At 67.5% G+C, this 18,183-nt stretch carries 19 protein-coding genes and 1 tRNA gene; 4 read left to right on the top strand and 16 right to left on the bottom strand.

Translation table 11 applies throughout. The annotated features are described in order from the left end of the window. Window positions 1-90 precede the first annotated feature (90 nt). The gene (locus MNR00_RS04285; protein WP_241927939.1) at window positions 91-1,095 is read left to right on the top strand and encodes a LacI family DNA-binding transcriptional regulator; all 1,005 of its coding nucleotides are present in this window, start codon (window positions 91-93) and stop codon (window positions 1,093-1,095) included. Window positions 1,096-1,156: 61 nt separating this feature from the next. Here MNR00_RS04285 and rplL read toward each other — a convergent pair whose 3' ends face one another. The 3 genes from rplL to MNR00_RS04270 form a co-directional block, all read right to left on the bottom strand. Beyond that, window positions 1,157-1,540: a 50S ribosomal protein L7/L12 gene (gene rplL, locus MNR00_RS04280; RefSeq protein WP_241927938.1), complete on the bottom strand. Its 384-nt coding sequence runs from the start codon at window positions 1,538-1,540 to the stop codon at window positions 1,157-1,159. Between the two features lie 48 nt (window positions 1,541-1,588). Continuing rightward, complete coding sequence (gene rplJ / locus MNR00_RS04275; RefSeq protein WP_241927937.1) at window positions 1,589-2,077, bottom strand: 50S ribosomal protein L10; 489 nt, start codon at window positions 2,075-2,077, stop codon at window positions 1,589-1,591. A gap of 379 nt (window positions 2,078-2,456) precedes the next feature. Then, window positions 2,457-3,485, bottom strand: a complete 1,029-nt coding sequence (locus MNR00_RS04270) for a hypothetical protein (protein WP_241927936.1) — start codon at window positions 3,483-3,485, stop codon at window positions 2,457-2,459. A gap of 259 nt (window positions 3,486-3,744) precedes the next feature. On the opposite strand from MNR00_RS04270, the gene MNR00_RS04265 reads away from it, so the two are divergent. Further along, window positions 3,745-4,422 (top strand): YqaJ viral recombinase family protein, encoded by a 678-nt coding sequence (locus tag MNR00_RS04265; protein ID WP_241927935.1) that lies wholly within the window; start codon window positions 3,745-3,747, stop codon window positions 4,420-4,422. A gap of 18 nt (window positions 4,423-4,440) precedes the next feature. Then, entirely contained in the window at window positions 4,441-5,124 is a 684-nt protein-coding gene (locus MNR00_RS04260; protein WP_241927934.1) for a hypothetical protein, read from the top strand. 40 nt (window positions 5,125-5,164) lie between these two features. Here the strand turns inward: MNR00_RS04260 and MNR00_RS04255 are convergent, their stop codons facing one another. Beyond that, complete coding sequence (locus MNR00_RS04255) at window positions 5,165-6,049, bottom strand: LysR family transcriptional regulator ArgP (RefSeq protein ID WP_241928756.1); 885 nt, start codon at window positions 6,047-6,049, stop codon at window positions 5,165-5,167. 70 nt (window positions 6,050-6,119) lie between these two features. Between MNR00_RS04255 and lysE the strand changes: the two genes are divergently transcribed. Then, complete coding sequence (gene lysE / locus MNR00_RS04250; protein WP_241927933.1) at window positions 6,120-6,806, top strand: L-lysine exporter; 687 nt, start codon at window positions 6,120-6,122, stop codon at window positions 6,804-6,806. 77 nt (window positions 6,807-6,883) lie between these two features. Here lysE and rplA read toward each other — a convergent pair whose 3' ends face one another. The 12 genes from rplA to gabT all read right to left on the bottom strand — a co-directional run bounded on the left by rplA (window position 6,884) and on the right by gabT (window position 18,169). Continuing rightward, window positions 6,884-7,570 (bottom strand): 50S ribosomal protein L1, encoded by a 687-nt coding sequence (gene rplA, locus MNR00_RS04245; protein WP_241927932.1) that lies wholly within the window; start codon window positions 7,568-7,570, stop codon window positions 6,884-6,886. A gap of 11 nt (window positions 7,571-7,581) precedes the next feature. Next, entirely contained in the window at window positions 7,582-8,013 is a 432-nt protein-coding gene (gene rplK / locus MNR00_RS04240) for a 50S ribosomal protein L11 (protein WP_241927931.1), read from the bottom strand. A 172-nt stretch (window positions 8,014-8,185) separates the two neighbouring features. Then, a complete protein-coding gene (nusG, locus tag MNR00_RS04235) occupies window positions 8,186-9,214 on the bottom strand; it encodes a transcription termination/antitermination protein NusG (protein WP_241927930.1) in 1,029 nt (342 codons plus the stop codon). 41 nt (window positions 9,215-9,255) lie between these two features. Further along, entirely contained in the window at window positions 9,256-9,525 is a 270-nt protein-coding gene (secE, locus tag MNR00_RS04230; RefSeq protein WP_241927929.1) for a preprotein translocase subunit SecE, read from the bottom strand. Between the two features lie 41 nt (window positions 9,526-9,566). Then, window positions 9,567-9,639, bottom strand: a tRNA-Trp gene (locus MNR00_RS04225). A 161-nt stretch (window positions 9,640-9,800) separates the two neighbouring features. Then, window positions 9,801-11,525 (bottom strand): ubiquinone-dependent pyruvate dehydrogenase, encoded by a 1,725-nt coding sequence (poxB, locus tag MNR00_RS04220; protein ID WP_241927928.1) that lies wholly within the window; start codon window positions 11,523-11,525, stop codon window positions 9,801-9,803. A 54-nt stretch (window positions 11,526-11,579) separates the two neighbouring features. Further along, window positions 11,580-12,101: a DUF2165 domain-containing protein gene (locus MNR00_RS04215; protein WP_241927927.1), complete on the bottom strand. Its 522-nt coding sequence runs from the start codon at window positions 12,099-12,101 to the stop codon at window positions 11,580-11,582. Beyond that, window positions 12,098-12,295: a DUF4177 domain-containing protein gene (locus tag MNR00_RS04210; RefSeq protein ID WP_241927926.1), complete on the bottom strand. Its 198-nt coding sequence runs from the start codon at window positions 12,293-12,295 to the stop codon at window positions 12,098-12,100. The genes MNR00_RS04215 and MNR00_RS04210 overlap by 4 nt, the downstream gene beginning before the upstream one ends. Before the next feature lie 124 nt (window positions 12,296-12,419). Next, window positions 12,420-13,781, bottom strand: a complete 1,362-nt coding sequence (locus MNR00_RS04205) for an aldehyde dehydrogenase family protein (protein WP_241927925.1) — start codon at window positions 13,779-13,781, stop codon at window positions 12,420-12,422. A gap of 41 nt (window positions 13,782-13,822) precedes the next feature. Next, on the bottom strand, window positions 13,823-15,295 hold the full coding sequence (locus MNR00_RS04200) for an NAD-dependent succinate-semialdehyde dehydrogenase (protein ID WP_241927924.1): 1,473 nt from the start codon (window positions 15,293-15,295) through the stop codon (window positions 13,823-13,825). A 56-nt stretch (window positions 15,296-15,351) separates the two neighbouring features. After that, window positions 15,352-16,734, bottom strand: a complete 1,383-nt coding sequence (locus MNR00_RS04195) for an NAD(P)/FAD-dependent oxidoreductase (protein WP_241927923.1) — start codon at window positions 16,732-16,734, stop codon at window positions 15,352-15,354. A gap of 76 nt (window positions 16,735-16,810) precedes the next feature. Then, a complete protein-coding gene (gene gabT, locus MNR00_RS04190; RefSeq protein ID WP_241927922.1) occupies window positions 16,811-18,169 on the bottom strand; it encodes a 4-aminobutyrate--2-oxoglutarate transaminase in 1,359 nt (452 codons plus the stop codon). Between the last annotated feature and the right edge of the window lie 14 nt (window positions 18,170-18,183).

Raw genomic sequence — 18,183 nt, 5'->3', positions numbered from 1 at the left:
GGAGCGCTCCCACAGCATAGCGTGTGGAAACGGTTCCGCAAGAAGAACATTCTTCGATCAGCCCGAGCCGCACAACATCCCGGAGGAGCGATGAGCACGATCGCCGACGTCGCCGCGCGCGCCGGAGTGTCCAAAGCGACGGCCAGTCGCGCCCTCAGCGGTGGCGGCTACGTGGCTGCCGAGACGCGCGAACGGGTGCGCGCCGCCGCCGAGGAACTGGCCTACGTGGCGCATTCCTCGGCTATGAGCCTGGCCACCGGACGCTCCTTGTCGGTCGGCGTGATCATGCCCGCCCTGGACCGGTGGTTCTTCGCCGAGCTGCTCAGCGGCATCCAGGACGAACTGCTCACCTCCGGCCATGATCTTCTGCTCTACGGCATTCAGGAGGGGTCGGCAGAGCGCGCGCACCTTTTCCAGGAGGTGCTTCCGCGGCGCCGCCTCGACGGGATCATCGCCGTCGGCATCCAACCCAGCGCACGTGAGCTGGAGCGACTCATGCTCGTCGACTCGCCGCTGGTCAGCGTCGGCGCGTACAGCGAGGGCACCAGCGCCGTCTCCATCGACGACGAGGCCGCGGGACGGATGGCGACGGAGCATCTGATCGATCTCGGCCACCGCGACATCGCCTTCCTCGGCGGACGATCGGATGCTGCCACGCACGCCTTCGGAGATGAGCTGCGCCTCGAGGGCTACCGAACCGCGATGGTCGCGGCCGGCCTGGAATCCAGCATCCGACATGCCGACGGCGAGCCGACGATGCCAGGCGGCTACGAGGCCGGCGTGCGGATGCTCGCGGATCGTCGCTACCGGCCGACCGCGGTCGTGGCGGTGTGCGACGAGGCCGCGATCGGCGGGATCATCGCTGCGCGCCGCATGGGACTCTCGCTGCCGACCGAGCTCAGCGTCGTCGGCATCGACGACCATGCTCACGCCGACATGTTCTCCCTGACCACGGTGCGCCAGCTGCCGCGGGAACAGGGCCGTGCTGCCGTGCGGCTGCTGCGCGGACGGATGGATGCCCCGCACGCTGAAACCGTGCAGCGCGTGCTGCCCTCCGAGCTGATCGTGCGCTCATCGACCACGGTTCCGCATTAGGGCAAAGGGAAAGGCCCCGGGGAGATCCCCGAGGCCTTTCGAAAGTGATCGTGCGAGACGATTACTTGAGGGTGACCGTGGCGCCGGCGGCCTCGAGGGCCTCCTTCGCCTTCTCGGCGGCTTCCTTGTTGGCGCCCTCGAGGACAGCCTTCGGGGCACCGTCGACGACAGCCTTAGCCTCGCCGAGACCCAGCGAGGTGAGCTCGCGGACGGTCTTGATGACCTGGATCTTCTTGTCGCCAGCAGCCTCGAGGATGACGTCGAACGAGTCCTTCTCCTCTTCGGCCTCAGCAGCGCCTGCGCCACCAGCAGCGCCGGCAACGGCGACGGGGGCGGCAGCGGTGACGTCGAACTTCTCCTCGAACGCCTTCACGAACTCGCTGAGCTCGACAAGGGTAAGGCCAGCAAACTGCTCCAGCAGCTCCTCAGTGGTGAGCTTCGCCATGATGTATCTCCTAATAAATGGGGTTTGGGTGAGGAAAACGCTGGTCGCTTACGCGGCCTCTGCGGTCTCCAGCTTTTCGCGAAGCGCGTCGATGGTGGCAGCAGCCTTGCCCATCGTCGCCTTCATCATGCCCGCTGCCTTTGCCAGCAGAACCTCACGGCTCTCCAGCGAGGCGTACTTGTTGACCTCGTCGGCGTCGAGGGTCTTGCCCTCGAAGACGCCGCCCTTGATCACGAGAAGCGGGTTGGCCTTGGCGAAGTCACGCATGGCCTTAGCGGTGGCGACGAAGTCACCGTGCACGAACGCGACAGCCGACGGGCCCTTGAGGCCGTCGTCCAGCGTCGTGATCCCCGCGTTGTTCGCGGCGATCTTGGTCAGCGTGTTCTTCACCACGGCGTATTCCGCGTCCTGACGGATGTTGTTGCGCAGCTCCTTGAGCTGGGCAACCGTCAGACCGCGGTACTCGGTCAGCAGGACGGCGTTCGAGCTCTCGAAAGACTTCGTGAGCTCGGCAACCGTTGCATCCTTCTGCGCCATGGTCACTCCTTACGTGTACGGACGTCACGCGGATGCGGGACGTCGACCTCGACTGCCCCACGACATAGGAAAAGCTCCGGCGCAAGCGCACGGAGCTTCAGAAAGAATTCGCACACCTGCGCGGGCCCCTGCAATGCAGTGCTTCGATCCTCACGTGCTTTCGCACACGACGACGACCGGCGGTCTTCGGTTGAGTTCAATGCTACGGCATCTCGGGTTCTGCCCCAAATCGGGATATCCCGTTGCGTGCACGACCCGAAGCCCATCGCCGCTTCTGGTCGTCGTTGCCCCTGCTGGTCGTCGCTGCCCCTACTCAGTTGCGTAAATGAGCGGGGGCGCCGCAGCTGAGCAGGGGCGGCGAGCATGGTGGCCAGTGCGCTCATCCCGGAGGGCGGATGCCGAACGCCTCAAGTTTGACTCCGAAGATCGCTGCGGACTCGATATCGGGGGATCCCCATCGCACCATGCGCCATCCGGTGACGCCGCGGACATCATCTTCGCGCCGCTTCTCGGCGAGGACGGCGTCCTCCGCGCTGCCGTGTTTGCGGATGCCCTGATCCAGGTACTTACCCTGACCATCGAACTCGCCGAAGCACCTGGAGCGACGAAAACCGAAATCCAGCCAATAGTCGTCACCTGCCGCTCCGCGGACGTGCACCTGCAGATCGGGCGGAGCGAATCCAAGGTTCCTCAGATGCAGCCTGCTCACGCTCTCCCCCGGCAACTGCGCGCGCCCGTCTGCGAACCGGATGACCCTGCGTGCGTGGCGGACGCCAGGTCGTGGCGCGCTTGCAGCGCGCGCCAGCATCCGCGCTTCCCACTCAGCCGCGCGCTCGAAGTCCTGCGCCTGCCCCGTCACCGTCTCGCGACGTTGTGCAGCATCCGCCACCGGCACCGACACGCTCGCTACGGAGGTGCATGCGAGGTCGAGAACGGTGCGGTCGATGGAGGTGCACCGGATGCCGTCGATCTCCACAATGTCTGCCGGGTCGATGGGGACGCGATGCCAAGTGACACCTGCAACCGTCCTGCCGTGGCGTGCGCCCAGGATCGCGGCATGCACGTATTTCGGGGCGAGCCGGTACAACGGCAGCGAATGAATCACGGCTGCGGACGGGCCCCAGAAGACCGGGCCCGGCGCGGCGGAGTTGAGATGCGTCGCGACGACCTCGACGAGATGACGCCCCTCGTTCCACAGTCCTTTCCAGTCGGCGACTGCGACGTACCGGTCGTTTCGCACACGACGGAATGCGCCGTCAGAGACCAGACGCTCGATTTCACGGTCGGAGTGACCACGCGCGTGCAACTGCGCTCGCGTCAGGATCAAGGCACGCGCTCCGGCGATGTCTATGGACTTCGGCATGACCTGAGCCTGTGGCATCGACGGCGCCGGTTCGCGGTTCTCCACAGCCAAGTGGCGATCCCTGAAGTCTGGCCCGATTGTGCAGGAGAAGTCACAGCACGTCCTATGGCCCCGCCGCAACTTCGTCGTTGCCCCTGCTGAGCTGCCCCGCCCCTGCTGATTCACGCAATTGAGCAGGGGCGAGGCTGACCAGCAGGGGCGGGAACGCGCAAGGTGCCCGCAAGCGAAGTCGGAGCGCACCGGCAGGTGGGGCTGGCGGCGTGGGAGGTCGGCGCTGCGCCAGGGACAGGGGTAGCCTCGTGGAGTGACCCCGGAACTTGAAGCCCGTATCGTCGCGGACTCCCGCGACAGGGTCGCCTGGCTCCGCGCGCGGGCAAGAGGGATCACCGCGACCGACGTCGCCGGTCTCTCCGGGGAGTCCTCGATCGGGCGAGCAGCGGACGCGAAGCTCGGAGCAGGCCCCCGCTTCGGCGGCAATGCGTACACGGATCACGGGCGACGCCGCGAGCCCGAGATCGCCGCATGGGTCGCCGCGACCCATGGCATCCTCCCCTCGTCCGCCCTGTTCCGCGCCGAGGTCGAACAGCGCCACCTCGCCACCCCGGACGGCATCGGCACAGACCCAAGCGGCGTGGTGCTGCTGGCCGAGATCAAGACCACGAACAAGTCCTGGCGGACGATCCCGCGCACCTACCTTCGCCAGGTGTGGTGGCAGCAGCACGTGCTCGGCGCCGAGCGCACGCTTTTCGTCTGGGAGGAGCACGACGACTTCCAGCCGATCCACGACGAGCCCCGCTCGGTCTGGATCGAACGCGACGACAAGGAGATCGATCAGCTCGTCGGCCTCGCCACGCGCTTGATCGACGAGCTGTACCGACGCACCACCGGACAAGCCCCGCCGAAGCGCGCAGCGCTGCCGCCGAGCCGACGCGATTCGCTGCGCGAGCGTGACATGTTCCGCGCGCTCGCCCTCTCGGACTGACCAGCGCCCCGGAGCAAGATGGCGTTTCACTTCATCCAGCCGGGATCGCTGGCATTCCTCGCGACACCGCTCCCCGATGGAACACCGCGCACGCCGGGAACACCGCGTCCCGAGGGATCGCAGAGCCCGACCGGCGATCCCGTGCGACAGCTCGGCGACGACTACCGGCGCTGGTCACGACTGCTGGTCGGCGCCGGCGGCGTGGTGTTGGCCGCGTTCGGCGCGCTGACAGCCATCGGCATCCCGTTCTCCGGCGTGCGCCTGCTGCCCTCTGACATCGCGATCGCCGTCCTCGGCGGTGCACTCGGAATCTGGGGAATCTGGATTCTGGTGCGCCTGCAACGGTCCGGACGTGCGGTGCTGAAGGCACTCGCCAGCTGGACCGTCGAGCCGTATCGAACCGGCGCGTCGGCGCGAACCTTCTCCGGATGGGTAGGCGCACGCACCGTGAACTTCGAGCCGCCAGTGTTCGCACGGATCGCGACGTCGGCGATTCTCGGCCTGTGCGGCATCTTCGGCCTGTCCACCCTCGGCTTTCCGACGCCACCAGGCGCCCTGAACCTCATCCCGGCAGCTGTCAGCATGGGCATCGTGCTGCTCGCGACGGCGGTCGGCCAGTTGGGCGGCGTCATGCACCTGGTCGCCGGCCTCTCCGAGGCCGACCCGCTCTGGGTGCGCATCCGCGACGCCGCGCGCCGCTGACGCACCCCGTCGCGCATCCCGCGTTCCCAGCCGGTCGGACTCACTGGGGCGCGAGCACCGCGCGCGCCTCCGCAGCCACCTCAGCGGCGATCGCGTCCAGCAGAGGCGAGCGCAGGTTCCACTGCTGCCAGTACAGCGGCACCCTCGTCGACGGGCCGCCGAGGTCGATGAGGCCCTCGAGTCCCTGCACGATCGGGATCAGCGCCCAGCCGAGCCCGAGCCGCACGGCCTGCGCGAAGTCGTAGGACGCCGGCACGTAGTGTCGTGGCACCGCCCAGGGGTCGACGCCCCGATCCCGCAGCCAGTCGTGCTGCAGGGTGTCGCGGCGGTCGAAGTCGACGAACGGCGCCAGCTGCAGAGCGTCGACCGTGACGCCGTCGGGAAACCAGCGCTGCACGTACTCGGCCGTCGCCATGGGCCGGTACTCGAATATGCCGAGCGGGGTGACCGCGCTGCCGCCGACCGGCTCGGCCTCACTTGTCACCGCCGCCATCACCTGCCCTGATTCCAGCAGGCGGGCCGTGTAATTCTGATCGTCACGATGCAGGTCGACGTCGATGTCGTGCTCGCGGGCGACGCGGGCGATCGGTTCGAGGAACCACGTCGCCATCGAGTCGGCGTTGACGGCCAGCGGCACGCGGATGCGCGGGGCCGTCTCGCCGTCCTGCCCGAGGCCGAACGCCGCGGCGGTGTCATGCTCGAGCAGCGCCACCTGCCTCGCCAGCCGAACCAGCGCCTCACCCGCTTCGGTCGCCATCACCGGTCGTGAGCGCACGACGACCACGCGCCCGAGCTGCTGCTCGATCGCCTTGATGCGCTGGCTCACCGCGGAGGGAGTGATGTGCAGACGCCGCGCGGCGGCGTCGAAGCTGCCCTCGTCGATCACGGCGGCGACGGTGGATGCCAGTTGTGCGTCGATCTTCACATTAGCGATGCTAATGCTGATGCAGGTCTCTTCGCTGGTGCTCATGACGCCGCGCGCATAGCGTTGAGCCATGCTCACCTTCTTCGCCGGCCTCGGCCTCGGCTTGTCGCTGATCATCGCGATCGGCGCTCAGAACGTGTTCGTCCTGCGCCAGGGCCTTCGGCGCGAACATGTGCTGCCGGTGGTGCTGATCTGCGCGCTGTCGGATGCTGTGCTGATCGCCGCCGGCGTAGCCGGTCTCGGCCTGCTGGTCGAACAGGCACCGTGGCTCGTCGTCATCGCGCGCTGGGCGGGTGCGATCTTCCTCGTCGTGTACGGCCTGATGGCGGCACGACGCGCGTGGCGCGGTGAGGATCAGGGGCTCGTCGTGAGCGCTCCTGCACCGCGGATGGCTGATGACGGGCATCCGGATGCTGCCTGCTCACCGCGCCCGTCCGCTCTCGCCGCGCGCACGGCCACTCGCCTTGCACCGACGATCGCGACGGTGCTGGCCCTGACCTGGCTCAACCCGCACGTCTACCTCGACACCGTGCTGATGCTCGGCTCGGTGGCATCCACCCACGGCGACGCACGCTGGCTCTTCGCGGCCGGCGCGATGCTGGCGAGCTTCCTGTGGTTCTTCGGTCTCGGCTTCGGCGCCAGGCACCTCGGCCGCTGGCTGAGCACTCCGCGGGCCTGGCGGGTGCTCGATGCGCTGATCGCCGTGGTGATGATCACCCTCGGCGTGAACCTGGTGCTGCCGGTGCTGGGCGGCTGATCACAGGCATCCGACACTCGCTCCGGATATGCAGAAGACCCCCGCCGCTTCGCGACGGGGGTCTTCTCGAGTCACACTCAGATGGCGTTGACGTCCAGCGGGATGCCGGGGCCGAACGTGGTCGACACGGCGCCCTTCTGGATGTAACGGCCCTTCGAGCTGGCCGGCTTCAGACGCACGATCTCTTCGAGCGCTGCGCCGATGTTCTCGTTCAGCTGGTCAGCGGTGAACGAGGCCTTGCCGACGATGAAGTGCACGTTGGCGTGCTTGTCGACGCGGAACTCGATCTTTCCGCCCTTGATCTCCTCGACGGCCTTGGCCGGGTTGGGGGTCACGGTGCCGGTCTTCGGGTTCGGCATCAGGCCACGCGGACCCAGCACCTTGCCGAGGCGACCGACCTGGCCCATGAGCTCAGGGGTCGACACAGCGGCGTCGAAGTCGGTCCAGCCTGCGGCGACCTTCTCGATCAGCTCGGAGCCACCGACCTCGTCGGCGCCTGCGGCGATCGCGGCCTCAGCGGCCGGGCCGTTCGCGAACACGATGACGCGGGCGGTCTTGCCGGTGCCGTGCGGGAGCATGACGGTGCCGCGCACCATCTGGTCTGCCTTGCGCGGGTCGACAGCGAGCTTCAGCGCGACCTCGACGGTCGAGTCGAACTTCGACGAGCCGGTCTCCTTGGCCAGGGCGACAGCCTCGGTCGGAGTGTAGAAACGGTCTGCCTCGATCTTGGCGAGGGCAGCGTTGTAAGCCTTGGACTTAGCCATGATTATTCTCCTCAGCCCTCGACCGTGATGCCCATGGAACGGGCGGTGCCGGCGATGATCTTCGACGCGGCCTCGATGTCGTTCGCGTTCAGGTCGGCCTGCTTGGTCTCGGCGATCTGACGGACCTGGTCCTTGGTGATCTTCGCGACCTTGACGGTGTGCGGCGTGGCGGAGCCCTTGGGCACACCGGCGGCCTTCTTGATCAGCTCAGCTGCCGGCGGGGTCTTCAGGATGAACGTGAAGCTGCGGTCCTCGTAGACGGTGATCTCCACGGGGATGACGTTGCCGCGCTGCGACTCGGTCGCGGCGTTGTACGCCTTGCAGAACTCCATGATGTTGACGCCATGCTGACCGAGCGCGGGGCCGATCGGCGGCGCCGGGTTGGCTGCACCAGCGCTGATCTGAAGCTTGATCAGGCCGGTCACCTTCTTCTTCGGTGCCATTCCTCTTCCTTTCATCGAGTGGATGCCAGGGCATCCCTCTCCCGCATCCTCGGCGATTCCGAGGCGCGGTCCTGTTCGTGCTCGCGCACAAACCATGTAAGTCTACCTGATCCGAGCCTGTGCCTCGAAACGAGAAGGGCCCCGCCGAAGCGGGGCCCTTCTGAAGTCAGTGTCAGACCATCTTGGTGACCTGGTCGAACGACAGCTCGACCGGGGTCTCGCGCTCGAAGAGCGACACCAGCACCGTGAGCTTGCCGCTCTCGGGCTTGATCTCGCTGATCGTGCCTGGCAGACCCGCGAACGAGCCCTCCTTGATGGTGATCGTCTCGCCGACCTCGAAGTCGACCTCTGCTGCCACCGGGCGTGCGACGGCGTGGCCGCCCTTCGCTGCGATGGACTTCGCCGTCGGCACATCCTTGACCTCGACGAGGGACTTCAGCATGTTGAAGGCCTCTTCGAAGCGCAGCGGCGTCGGGTTGTGGGCGTTGCCGACGAAGCCGGTGACGCCGGGCGTGTGGCGCACGACCGACCAGGTGTCTTCGTTGAGCTCCATGCGCACCAGCACGTACCCGGGGATGCGCACGCGGTTGACCATCTTGCGCTGGCCGTTCTTGATCTCGACGACGTCCTCCATCGGGACCTCGATCTGGTAGATGTCGTCCTCGACCTCGAGCGTCGACTTGCGCTGCTCGATGTTGGCCTTCACCTTGCGCTCGAAACCGGCGTAGGAGTGGATGACGTACCACTTGCCAGGCAGCATCCGCAGGTCAAGACGGAAGGCCTCGTAGGGGTCTTCCTCCGCCTCATCCTCGTCCTGCTCGTCGGCGTCGTCCGCGTCGTCGGCGTCCGGCCCGTCGTAGGGCGTCACTTCCTCTGCAGCCGCAGCCGCGGCCTCGGCGGTGTCTTCCGCCACTGCGTCGTTGAGGACCTCGGCGGCTGCTTCTGTCTCAGCCGCTTCGTCCAGGTTGAGAGCGTCGTTCACGATCGCGTCCGCCTCCGGGTCTTCGATGTCGATGTCGTCCGTGTCGTCGCCGATCTCCTCGGCCTCGTCTTCGTTTTCGAGGTGCAGTGCGACATGCTCCGCAGACGTCACGGACTGCTCCTGCTCAGCGAGGATGTTGCCCTCCTGGGCCTCGTCCTCTTCACTCGACTGCTCTGCGGCGGTCGCCCAGTCCGCATCGTCGGAATATCGTTCAGACACGTTGCTTCTTTCCGTTCACTGCGACGTACGTCGCGGGTGCGTCAGGCGAGCGGGACCCCGAACACGAGGTGGGTCACGAAGCCGAAGAATGAATCCAGCCCGTAGACCAGGGCCATCACGATCAGCACGAACACGAACACCACAACGGTGTACTTGATCAGTTCCTTGCGGGTCGGGGTGACGACCTTGCGCAGTTCACCGATCACCTGTCGGAAGAACTGGGCGATGCGCCCGAAGAAGCCGAGCTTCTTGTCGCGCAGGGCGTAAGGGCCTGCTGTGGCGAGCTCGCCGCCAACGTCGTCCTGATCCATCCTGCACGTACCTTTCGTGAGTCAGCATGTGCGCTGACGCGCAGGGCGGACAGGAATCGAACCTGCAACCTGCGGTTTTGGAGACCGCTGCTCTGCCAATTGAGCTACCGCCCTAGAGGTCGGATGACCTCTGGTACTGCACCCTTCGAGTGCCAACCAAGGCACAGTGAATGATGCAGACAACTGCCCCATAAGTGTACGGCATCCGGGACACTCGGCCGAACCGAGCCTGACTCCCGCGTGCGTCGCGGGCCCCGGCGCTGGTCGGAGAAGCCTCAGAAGAGCTGGCGCCAGTTGGCCCGCGCGAGGTCGAGCAGCTCGTCTCCTCGCCCTGACATGACCGTGCGGATCGCATACAGGGCGAAGCCCTTGACCTGGTCGGCGGTGATCGCGGGCGGCATCGACAGCTCCTGCCGTTCGGTGACCACATCCAGCAGCGCCGGACCGTCGTGGGCGAGCACCTCGCGCACCGCGTCCGGCAGGTCCGATGACCGCTCGACCCGTCGGGCGAAGATGCCGAGTGCCTGCGCGACGGCAGCGAAGTCGGGATTGTGCAGATCGGTGCCGTAGGTCACGAAACCGGCCGCCTTCATCTCGAGCTCGACGAAGTTCAGCGAGGAGTTGTTCACCACGATCGTCTTGACCGGCAGTCCGTTCTGAGTGAGGGTGATCAGCTCACCCAGCATCATCGCCAGTCCCCCGTCGCCGGCCAGTGCGACCACCTGCTGGTCGGGGCGGGCCACCTGCGCTCCGATGCCGTGCATCAGGGCGTTCGCCATCGAACCGTGCGTGAACGATCCGATCAGGCGGCGCTGCTCGGTCATCTGCAGGTAGCGCGCCGCCCACACCGTCGGCGACCCGACGTCGGCGGTGAAGATGGCGTCATCGTCCGCCGTCTCATCGAGCAGTCTTGCGAGGTACTGCGGGTGGATCGGCTGGGAGTCGCGCGAGGGGACTGCCAGGTCGTCGAGCCGTGCGCGCGTCTTGCGATAGTGCGCGATCGCGTCGTCGAGGTGGCGCCGGTCGCTCTTCGCGGTCAGCTTCGGCAGCAGCGCCTCGGCTGTGGCGCGCACGTCGCCGACGAGGCCGAGATCGATCGGATGCCGCTTGCCGAGCTGCTCGCCGCGGATGTCCACCTGGATGAAGGTGGCACTGTCCGGGTAGAACTGCGCGTACGGGAAGTCGGTTCCCAGCATCAGCACGGTCTCGGCATCGTCCATCGCCCGATAGCCGGATGCGAACCCGAGAAGTCCGGTCATCCCGACGTCATACGGGTTGTCGTACTCGATGAACTCCTTGCCCCGAAGGGCGTGCACGATGGGTGCTGCCAGCCGGTCGGCGAGCGCGATCACCTCGTCGTGGGCACCCTCCACACCCGCCCCGGCGAGGATGGTGACCCGCTCGCAGCCGTTCAGCAGCTCGGCCGCGCGGTCGAGCTCCTCCGGGTTCGGAGTGATCACGGGCCGTGCGCGCTCGATCACCGTCGCACGGTCGTCGCGGGTCTCGGCAAGCGCGACCTCGCCGGGAATGACGAGCACCGCGACCCCGCGCTGCTCGATCGCCGCGCGCATCGCGATCTCCAGCAGGCGCGGCATCTGCACCGGGTCGGCGACGTATTCGGTGTACACGCTGCACTCGCGGAACAGCTCCTGCGGATGGGTCTCCTGGAAGTACCCTGTACCGATCTCCGATGTGGGGATGTGCGCGGCGATCGCCAGCACAGGCACGCGGGAGCGCTGCGCGTCGAACAGGCCGTTGATCAGGTGCAGGTTGCCAGGCCCGCACGAGCCCGCGACGACGGCGAGGTCACCGGTGAGGGCGGCGTCAGCCGCGGCGGCGAAGGCCGCGGACTCCTCGTGGCGCACGTGCACCCAGCGCACCGTGCCGTCCTTGCGCAGGGCATCGGTGAACCCGTTCAGTGAATCACCTGGAATGCCGTAGACCCGGTCGATCCCATTGGCTCGGAGCGTGCGGACGATGTTCTCGGCGACAGTGGTCATGGCGGCCTCTCATGAAGGGACAGGACGAGTCCGACGTTACTCCGAACTGCGCGATCAGGCCGCTGTGCTCCGGCGCTCCTCGCGTGCCGGCTCGTTCATCGCCAGCAGCACGGCGAAGCCGGCCCACAGCGTCACGATCCCCATCGCCGTGTCCTTGCCGTTCCACGAGCTCGACTGCCACATCGCGAACCACTCGGAGCCGATGATGATGAACCCGATGAACCAGATCGCGAAGCCGAGGGCGAAAGCGGCATAGCCCCAGACCCTGGCCCGGTCGTACGCGGCGACGTCGGCGTTGCGCCGCAAGAAGAGCAGAACTCCGCCGTAGAGGGCGAGGCCGGCGAAGATGCCCTCGGCGATGATGATGCCGATGTAGCCGATGGTGTGCACGACCGGGCTGTCGATCGCGCGCCACATCAGCGCATTGCCCTCGAATGTGGTGTCCATCGACAGCACGTGCACGACGAACTGGTAGTTCGAGTCGTAGTCCATCAGGTTGCCGGCGAACACGAACAGACCGAACAGACCGGCGAGGAAGACGACGAATGCCTGCAGCAGGCGCAGTGGATGCCTCATTGCTCTTGACCCTTTCGCACGAAGACGAGATCGCCGCGCGGCTCGGCGTGATGCTCGAGCAGGATCAGCTGCACGAACACCCACCCGTCGGCGGCGCGCTCTGTGATGACGCTCTGGTAGTCGAACGCGAACTCCCACCCGGCGCGACTGCGTCGGAGCGGAACGCTGACGAAGGAGTACTCGGAAGTGGTCATGCTGTTCCTCCCATCAAGCGGCGGAAGCCCGTTGCGCCCGATGGTAACGGCATTTCCGCGGGAAAGCACGAGGCCCTCCGCACACCGCGCGTCGCGGTGTGCGGAGGGCCTCGGCAGTGTGCGATCAGGCCTTGCGGATGAGCTTCTTGTTGACGAACTCATCAGCGGCGAGCAGCCCCATCTCCCGCGAGGTGCCGCTGCGCTTGACGCCGCCGAAAGGCAGCTCCGGGCTGTCGGCGAGCACGAGGTTGACATAGACCATGCCGGCTTCGATGGCATCCGCCACCCGCTCCGCCTGGTCGGCGTCCGTCGTGAAGACGTACGAGCCGAGGCCGAAGGACGTGTCGTTCGCCAGGGCGACCGCGGCATCCTCGTCGGCGACGCGGTAGACGACGGCAGCGGGGCCGAACAGCTCCTCGCCGTAGACGTCCATGTCGCGCGTGACATCAGCCAGCACAGTCGGGGCGAAGAACGTGCCCTCGCGGGTGCCTCCGGTCAGCAGGGTCGCCCCCTGCGCGAGTGCGCGGTCGACCTGCTCCTGCAGCCGCTCGGCGGCAGCCGTCGACGACAGCGGGCCGAGCAGCGTCTCCTCCTGCATCGGGTCCTGAGCGGTGACCGCAGCGAGCCCGGCGACGAACTTCTCGGTGAAGTCGTCGTACAGTCCGTCGACGACGATGAAGCGCTTCGCCCCGTTGCACGACTGGCCGTTGTTGTCCAGGCGCGCGGCGACGGCGGCGCCGGCCACAGCATCCATGTCATCGGTGGAGAGCACGATGAACGGGTCGGATCCGCCCAGCTCGAGCGCCACCTTCTTCAGGGCGCGCCCTGCGGCCTCGGCGACGGCAGCGCCTGCGCGCTCGGAGCCGGTGACGGAGACGCCGTGCACGCGCGGGTCGGCGATGATCGCCGCTGCCTGCTCGTTGGTGGCGTACACGTTGACGTAGGCGCCGTCCGGCAGCCCGGCGTCGCTGTAGAGCTTCTCGAGGAAGGCCGCCGATTCGGGGCACTGCGGTGCGTGCTTGAGGATGATCGTGTTGCCGACCGCGAGGTTGGGGCCGGCGAAGCGGGCCACCTGGTACGCCGGGAAGTTCCACGGCATGATGCCGAGCAGCGCACCGAGCGGCGCGCGGCGCACCACTGCAGTGCCTTCACCGAGGATGTCGATCGGGGTGTCGCCTGTGATCTTGTCGATGTTGTCGGCGTTGTACTCGATGATGTCGGCGGCGAAGTCGACCTCGCCGGCAGCCGCGGCGATCGGCTTGCCCATCTCGCGCACGATGATTGCGGCGAATTCGTCGCGACGCTCGCGGTGCAGCTCGGCGATGCGGCGGATCACCGCGGCCCGATCGGCGGGCGAGGTGGCCGCCCAGATCACCGCGGCGGACGCGGCGCGGGCGATCGCATCCTCGATCTGCGCATCGGTGAAGGTGTTGAAGGTGGCTTCGGTTGCTCCGGTGGCCGGGTTGACGACGGCATAGTCGGTCATGTCGGTTCCTTTGTTGGGGGACGTTGTCATGGGTGGTGCGCTCACGCAGGGATGAGCGTGTACTTGGTGGAGAGGTACTCGTGGATGCCCTCGAAGCCGCCCTCGCGGCCGACACCGGACTGCTTGACTCCGCCGAACGGCGCCGCGGCGTTCGAGACCACCCCGACGTTCAAGCCCATCATGCCCGTCTCAAGCGAGTCGATCATGCGGTGCCCGCGGGCGAGGTCCTGGGTGAAGACGTACGAGACCAATCCGTACTCGGTGTCGTTGGCCAGGCGCACGGCCTCGTCCTCGTCCGAGAACGTGGCGATCGCGAGCACGGGGCCGAAGATCTCTTCGCGCAGGATGTCGCTGCCCGCTGCGACGTCGGTGATCACGGTCGGCTCGTAGAACGTGCCGGTGCCCTCGAGCGCTTTGCCGCCGGCCAGCACCCTGGCGCCGCGCTCGACGGCGTCGCCGACGAGCGCGGCGGCCTTGCCGACAGCATCCGCGTCGATGAGCGGGCCGATCGTGACACCGTCCTCGGTGCCACGGCCGATCTTCATCGCCTTGACCCGCTCGGCGACGCGCCTGGCGAACTCGTCGGCGACGCCCTCGTGCACGATGAAGCGGTTGGCGGCCGTGCACGCCTGGCCGATGTTGCGGAACTTCGCCATCATCGCGCCCTCGACGGCCTTGTCGAGGTCAGCGTCCTCGAAGACCACGAACGGCGCGTTGCCGCCGAGCTCCATCGACACGCGCAGGATGCCGTCGGCGGCCTGCGCGATGAGCTTGCGGCCCACCTCGGTCGAGCCGGTGAACGACAGCTTGCGCAGCCGCGGGTCGGCGATGATCGGAGCCGACAGCGCGCTGGAGCGCGAGGTCTGCACGATGTTGACGACGCCTTTCGGCAGGCCAGCCTCTTCCAGCAGCTTGGTGAAGAAGATCGTGGTCAGCGGGGTCAGTGCCGGCGGCTTGACGACGACCGTGCAGCCTGCGGCGAGCGCGGGTGCGATCTTGCGCGTCGCCATCGCGAATGGGAAGTTCCACGGGGTGATGAAGAACGACGGTCCGACCGGACGCTGCGAGACCACCATGTGTCCGGTGCCCTCGGGGTTCATGCCGTAGCGCCCGTTGATGCGTACGGCCTCCTCGCTGAACCAGCGCAGGAACTCGCCGCCGTAGACGACCTCGCCGCGCGACTCGGCGAGCGGCTTGCCCATCTCCAGCGTCATCAGCAGCGCAAGATCCTCTTTGTGCTGCTGCACCAGATCGAAGGCACGACGCAGGATGTCGCTGCGGGTGCGCGGCGCGGTAGCCGCCCACGACTCCTGCGCGGCGACGGCGGCATCGAGGGCGCGCAGGCCGTCAGCCGGTGTCGCATCGGCGATGGAGGCGATCACGACGCCCGTCGCTGGGTCGCGCACGTCGAACGTGCGGCCCTCCTCGGCGTCGATCCACTCGCCGCCGATGAAGAGGCCGGTGGGGACCCGGCCGAGGAGTTCCTGCTCGTGTGAAGCGAGTGCGGTGCTCATGGGGTGTTCTCGATTCTGTGTGCGGAATGTGTCGTGTGAGTGATCGCGGCTGGTGGTCAGCCGCGTCCCTGCTCGATGATGTCGGATGCTGCCAGGCGGCCCATCCGGATCGCGCCGTCGACGTGCTGGTAGCCGGCACCTGCCATGTCGCTGCAGGCGAAGCGGATGGGCCCGACCGGCGTGCGCAGGTCGGCCCCGTAGCGGTGCAGGCCGCCCATGTCGAAGCTGGCGGCGTAGGCGCCGCGGGTCCACTCCTCGCTGCCCCAGTCGCTCTCGTAGTAGACGATCGGGTTCTTCGCCTCTGGCCCGTAGTAGTGCGAGAGGGATTCGAGGATGCGCTCGCGACGCTCGTCGGAGGACAGCTCGAACAGGTCGTCGGCGTTCTGGTCGCTGACGAAGCCGACCAGCGTGCCGCGCTCATCACCGTGGTTGGTGTTGTCGTACGCCTCGTGCACGCGCTCGTACGGGCTGAACGCGGTGCCGCTGAGGCCCTGCTCCCGCCAGAACGGGTGGTCGTACACGGCATGCACCTTGATGACGAAGCCCATCGACAGGTGCTGGTGCAGCTGGTGCTGGCGGCGCGGCAGTGGCGGCACGAACGAGATGCGGTTGTAGAGCACGGGCGCCAGCGCGATGATGGCGTGCCTGGCGCGGATGGTGCGAGTGTCGGTGTGCGCGACGACGCCGCTGGTGCCTGCGCTCGATGACGGCGACCATTCCAGCGCGCGCACCGGCTGGTTCAGCAGCACGTCCTCGCCGAGGCGCTCCGCCAGGCGCAGCGGAACCTGCTGCAGGCCGCCGACGACGCGCTTGTCGAGGATGAAGTCGGCGTCGCCGAGGTTCGAGTACGAGCCGGCGGATGCTGCCATGAGCAGTGACTGCAGCAGTGAGAACGCGTGCGTCGGCTTGGTGAGCATCGCCGTGCCGGTGGCGAAGGCGAGGTTGCGCACCGCCTCGTCATCTTCAGTCTGCGTCCGCAGCCAGGCATCCCACGTGATCGAGTCCCATTCGGCGGCGCGCGGGTGCTCCCACGGACGGTCTGGATCGATCTCGGCGACCATCGTGTCGAGCAGTGCGGTGATCTCGGTGATGACCGTCTCGGTCCCCGGGCCGACGGGGAGCGTGTCGCCGGTGAAGCGGCGCACGGTGCCATCAGGGCCGACGTACAGGCTGTCGCCGTCGCGATGGCGGTCGAACGTCTCGAGGCCGAGATCGCTGATCGTCTCGATCAGGGCATCCTGGTCAGGCGAGACCCACTGTCCGCCGATCTCGAGCATCGCCCCGTCGATGACATCGGTCCACACTCGGCCGCCGACGCGGTCGCGGGCTTCGAGCACGACGACCGAGAGGCCGGCCTTGCGCAGTTCATTGGCGGCCGTGAGGCCGGCTGCTCCAGCGCCGACGATCAGCACGTCGCGGCTGAGGTCGCTGTCGGTCATTGCATCTCCGTCGATGGTGGAAGAAAGGTGTTCCGGCTGCCGTCCGCATCCCCCGATTCGGACGGCAGCCGGGGTCTCAGGCCGCGGCGAGCGCGGCGGCGACGACGTCGAGGCCTTCGGCCAGCAGATCGTCGCCGATGCTCAGCGGGGGCAGGAAGCGGATGACGTTGCCGAAGGTGCCGCAGGTCAGCACGATCACGCCCTCTGCGACGCACGCCTTCGCCACAGCGGCGGTGAGCGCGGCATCCGGGGCACCGGTCTCGGCGTCGACGAACTCGGCCGCGATCATCGCTCCGAAGCCGCGCACCTCGCCGATGCGAGGGTCAGCTGCCTGCATCGTCTCGAGGCGGGCCGTGAGGATGCTGCCGATCTGCTGCGCCCGCTCGATGAGGCCATCGTTCTCGAACGCGTCGATCGAGGCGATCGCCGCGGCGCACGCGATCGGGTTGCCGCCGTAGGTGCCGCCGAGGCCGCCGGCGTGTGCGGCGTCCATCATCTCGGCACGTCCGGTGACGGCTGCCAGTGGAAGCCCGCCGGCGATGCCCTTGGCCGTGGTGACCAGGTCGGGCTCGATGCCGAGGATCTCGCTGGCGAACATGGCACCGGTGCGGGCGAAGCCGGTCTGCACCTCGTCGGCGATGAAGACGACGCCGTTCTCGCGGCACCAGGACACGACGGCATCGAGGAAGCCGTCGGCCGGCACGATGAACCCGCCCTCGCCCTGGATGGGCTCGATGATGACAGCGGCGAGGTTGTCGGCGCCGACCTGCTTCTCGATCAGGGTGATCGCGCGTGCGGCGGCCTCGGGGCCGGTCAGCCCGTCGCGGAACGGGTACGAACCAGGCACGCGGTAGACCTCGGGGGCGAACGGCCCGAAGCCGGACTTGTAAGGCATCGACTTGGCAGTCAGCGCCATCGTGAGGTTCGTGCGGCCGTGGTATCCGTGATCGAAGGCGACGACGGCCTGACGACCGGTGTGCTTGCGGGCGATCTTGATCGCGTTCTCGACGGCCTCTGCACCCGAGTTGAACAGGGCGCTCTTCTTGGCGAAGTCGCCGGGGGTGAGACGGTTCAGCGCCTCGGCGACGTCGACGTACGACTCGTACGGCGAGATCATGAAGCAGGTGTGCGTGAACTGCGCGACCTGCGCTGCGACGGCCGCTGCGACCTTGGGGTGCGCGTTGCCGACGCTGGTCACGGCGATGCCGGAGCCCAGGTCGATGAGCGAGTTGCCATCGGCATCCACGACCACGCCGCCGCCTGCGGCGACGACGGAGATGGGCATCGAGTGCGCGACGCCTGCGGCGACAGCATCCGACTTGCGCGCGAGGATCTCTGCGGAGCGCGGCCCCGGCAGGGCCGTGACGATGCGACGGACCTGCTCGAGGGTGGGTCCGCCGGCGGGAATGGTGGAGGTCTCGTCGGTGAGGGTCATACGGCGAGCGTACG

The organism is Microbacterium sp. H1-D42 (assembly GCF_022637555.1).
Classification (GTDB): Bacteria; Actinomycetota; Actinomycetes; order Actinomycetales; family Microbacteriaceae; genus Microbacterium.
Note: the sequence above shows the minus strand (reverse complement) of the source record. Positions and strands in the feature narration are given on the sequence as shown.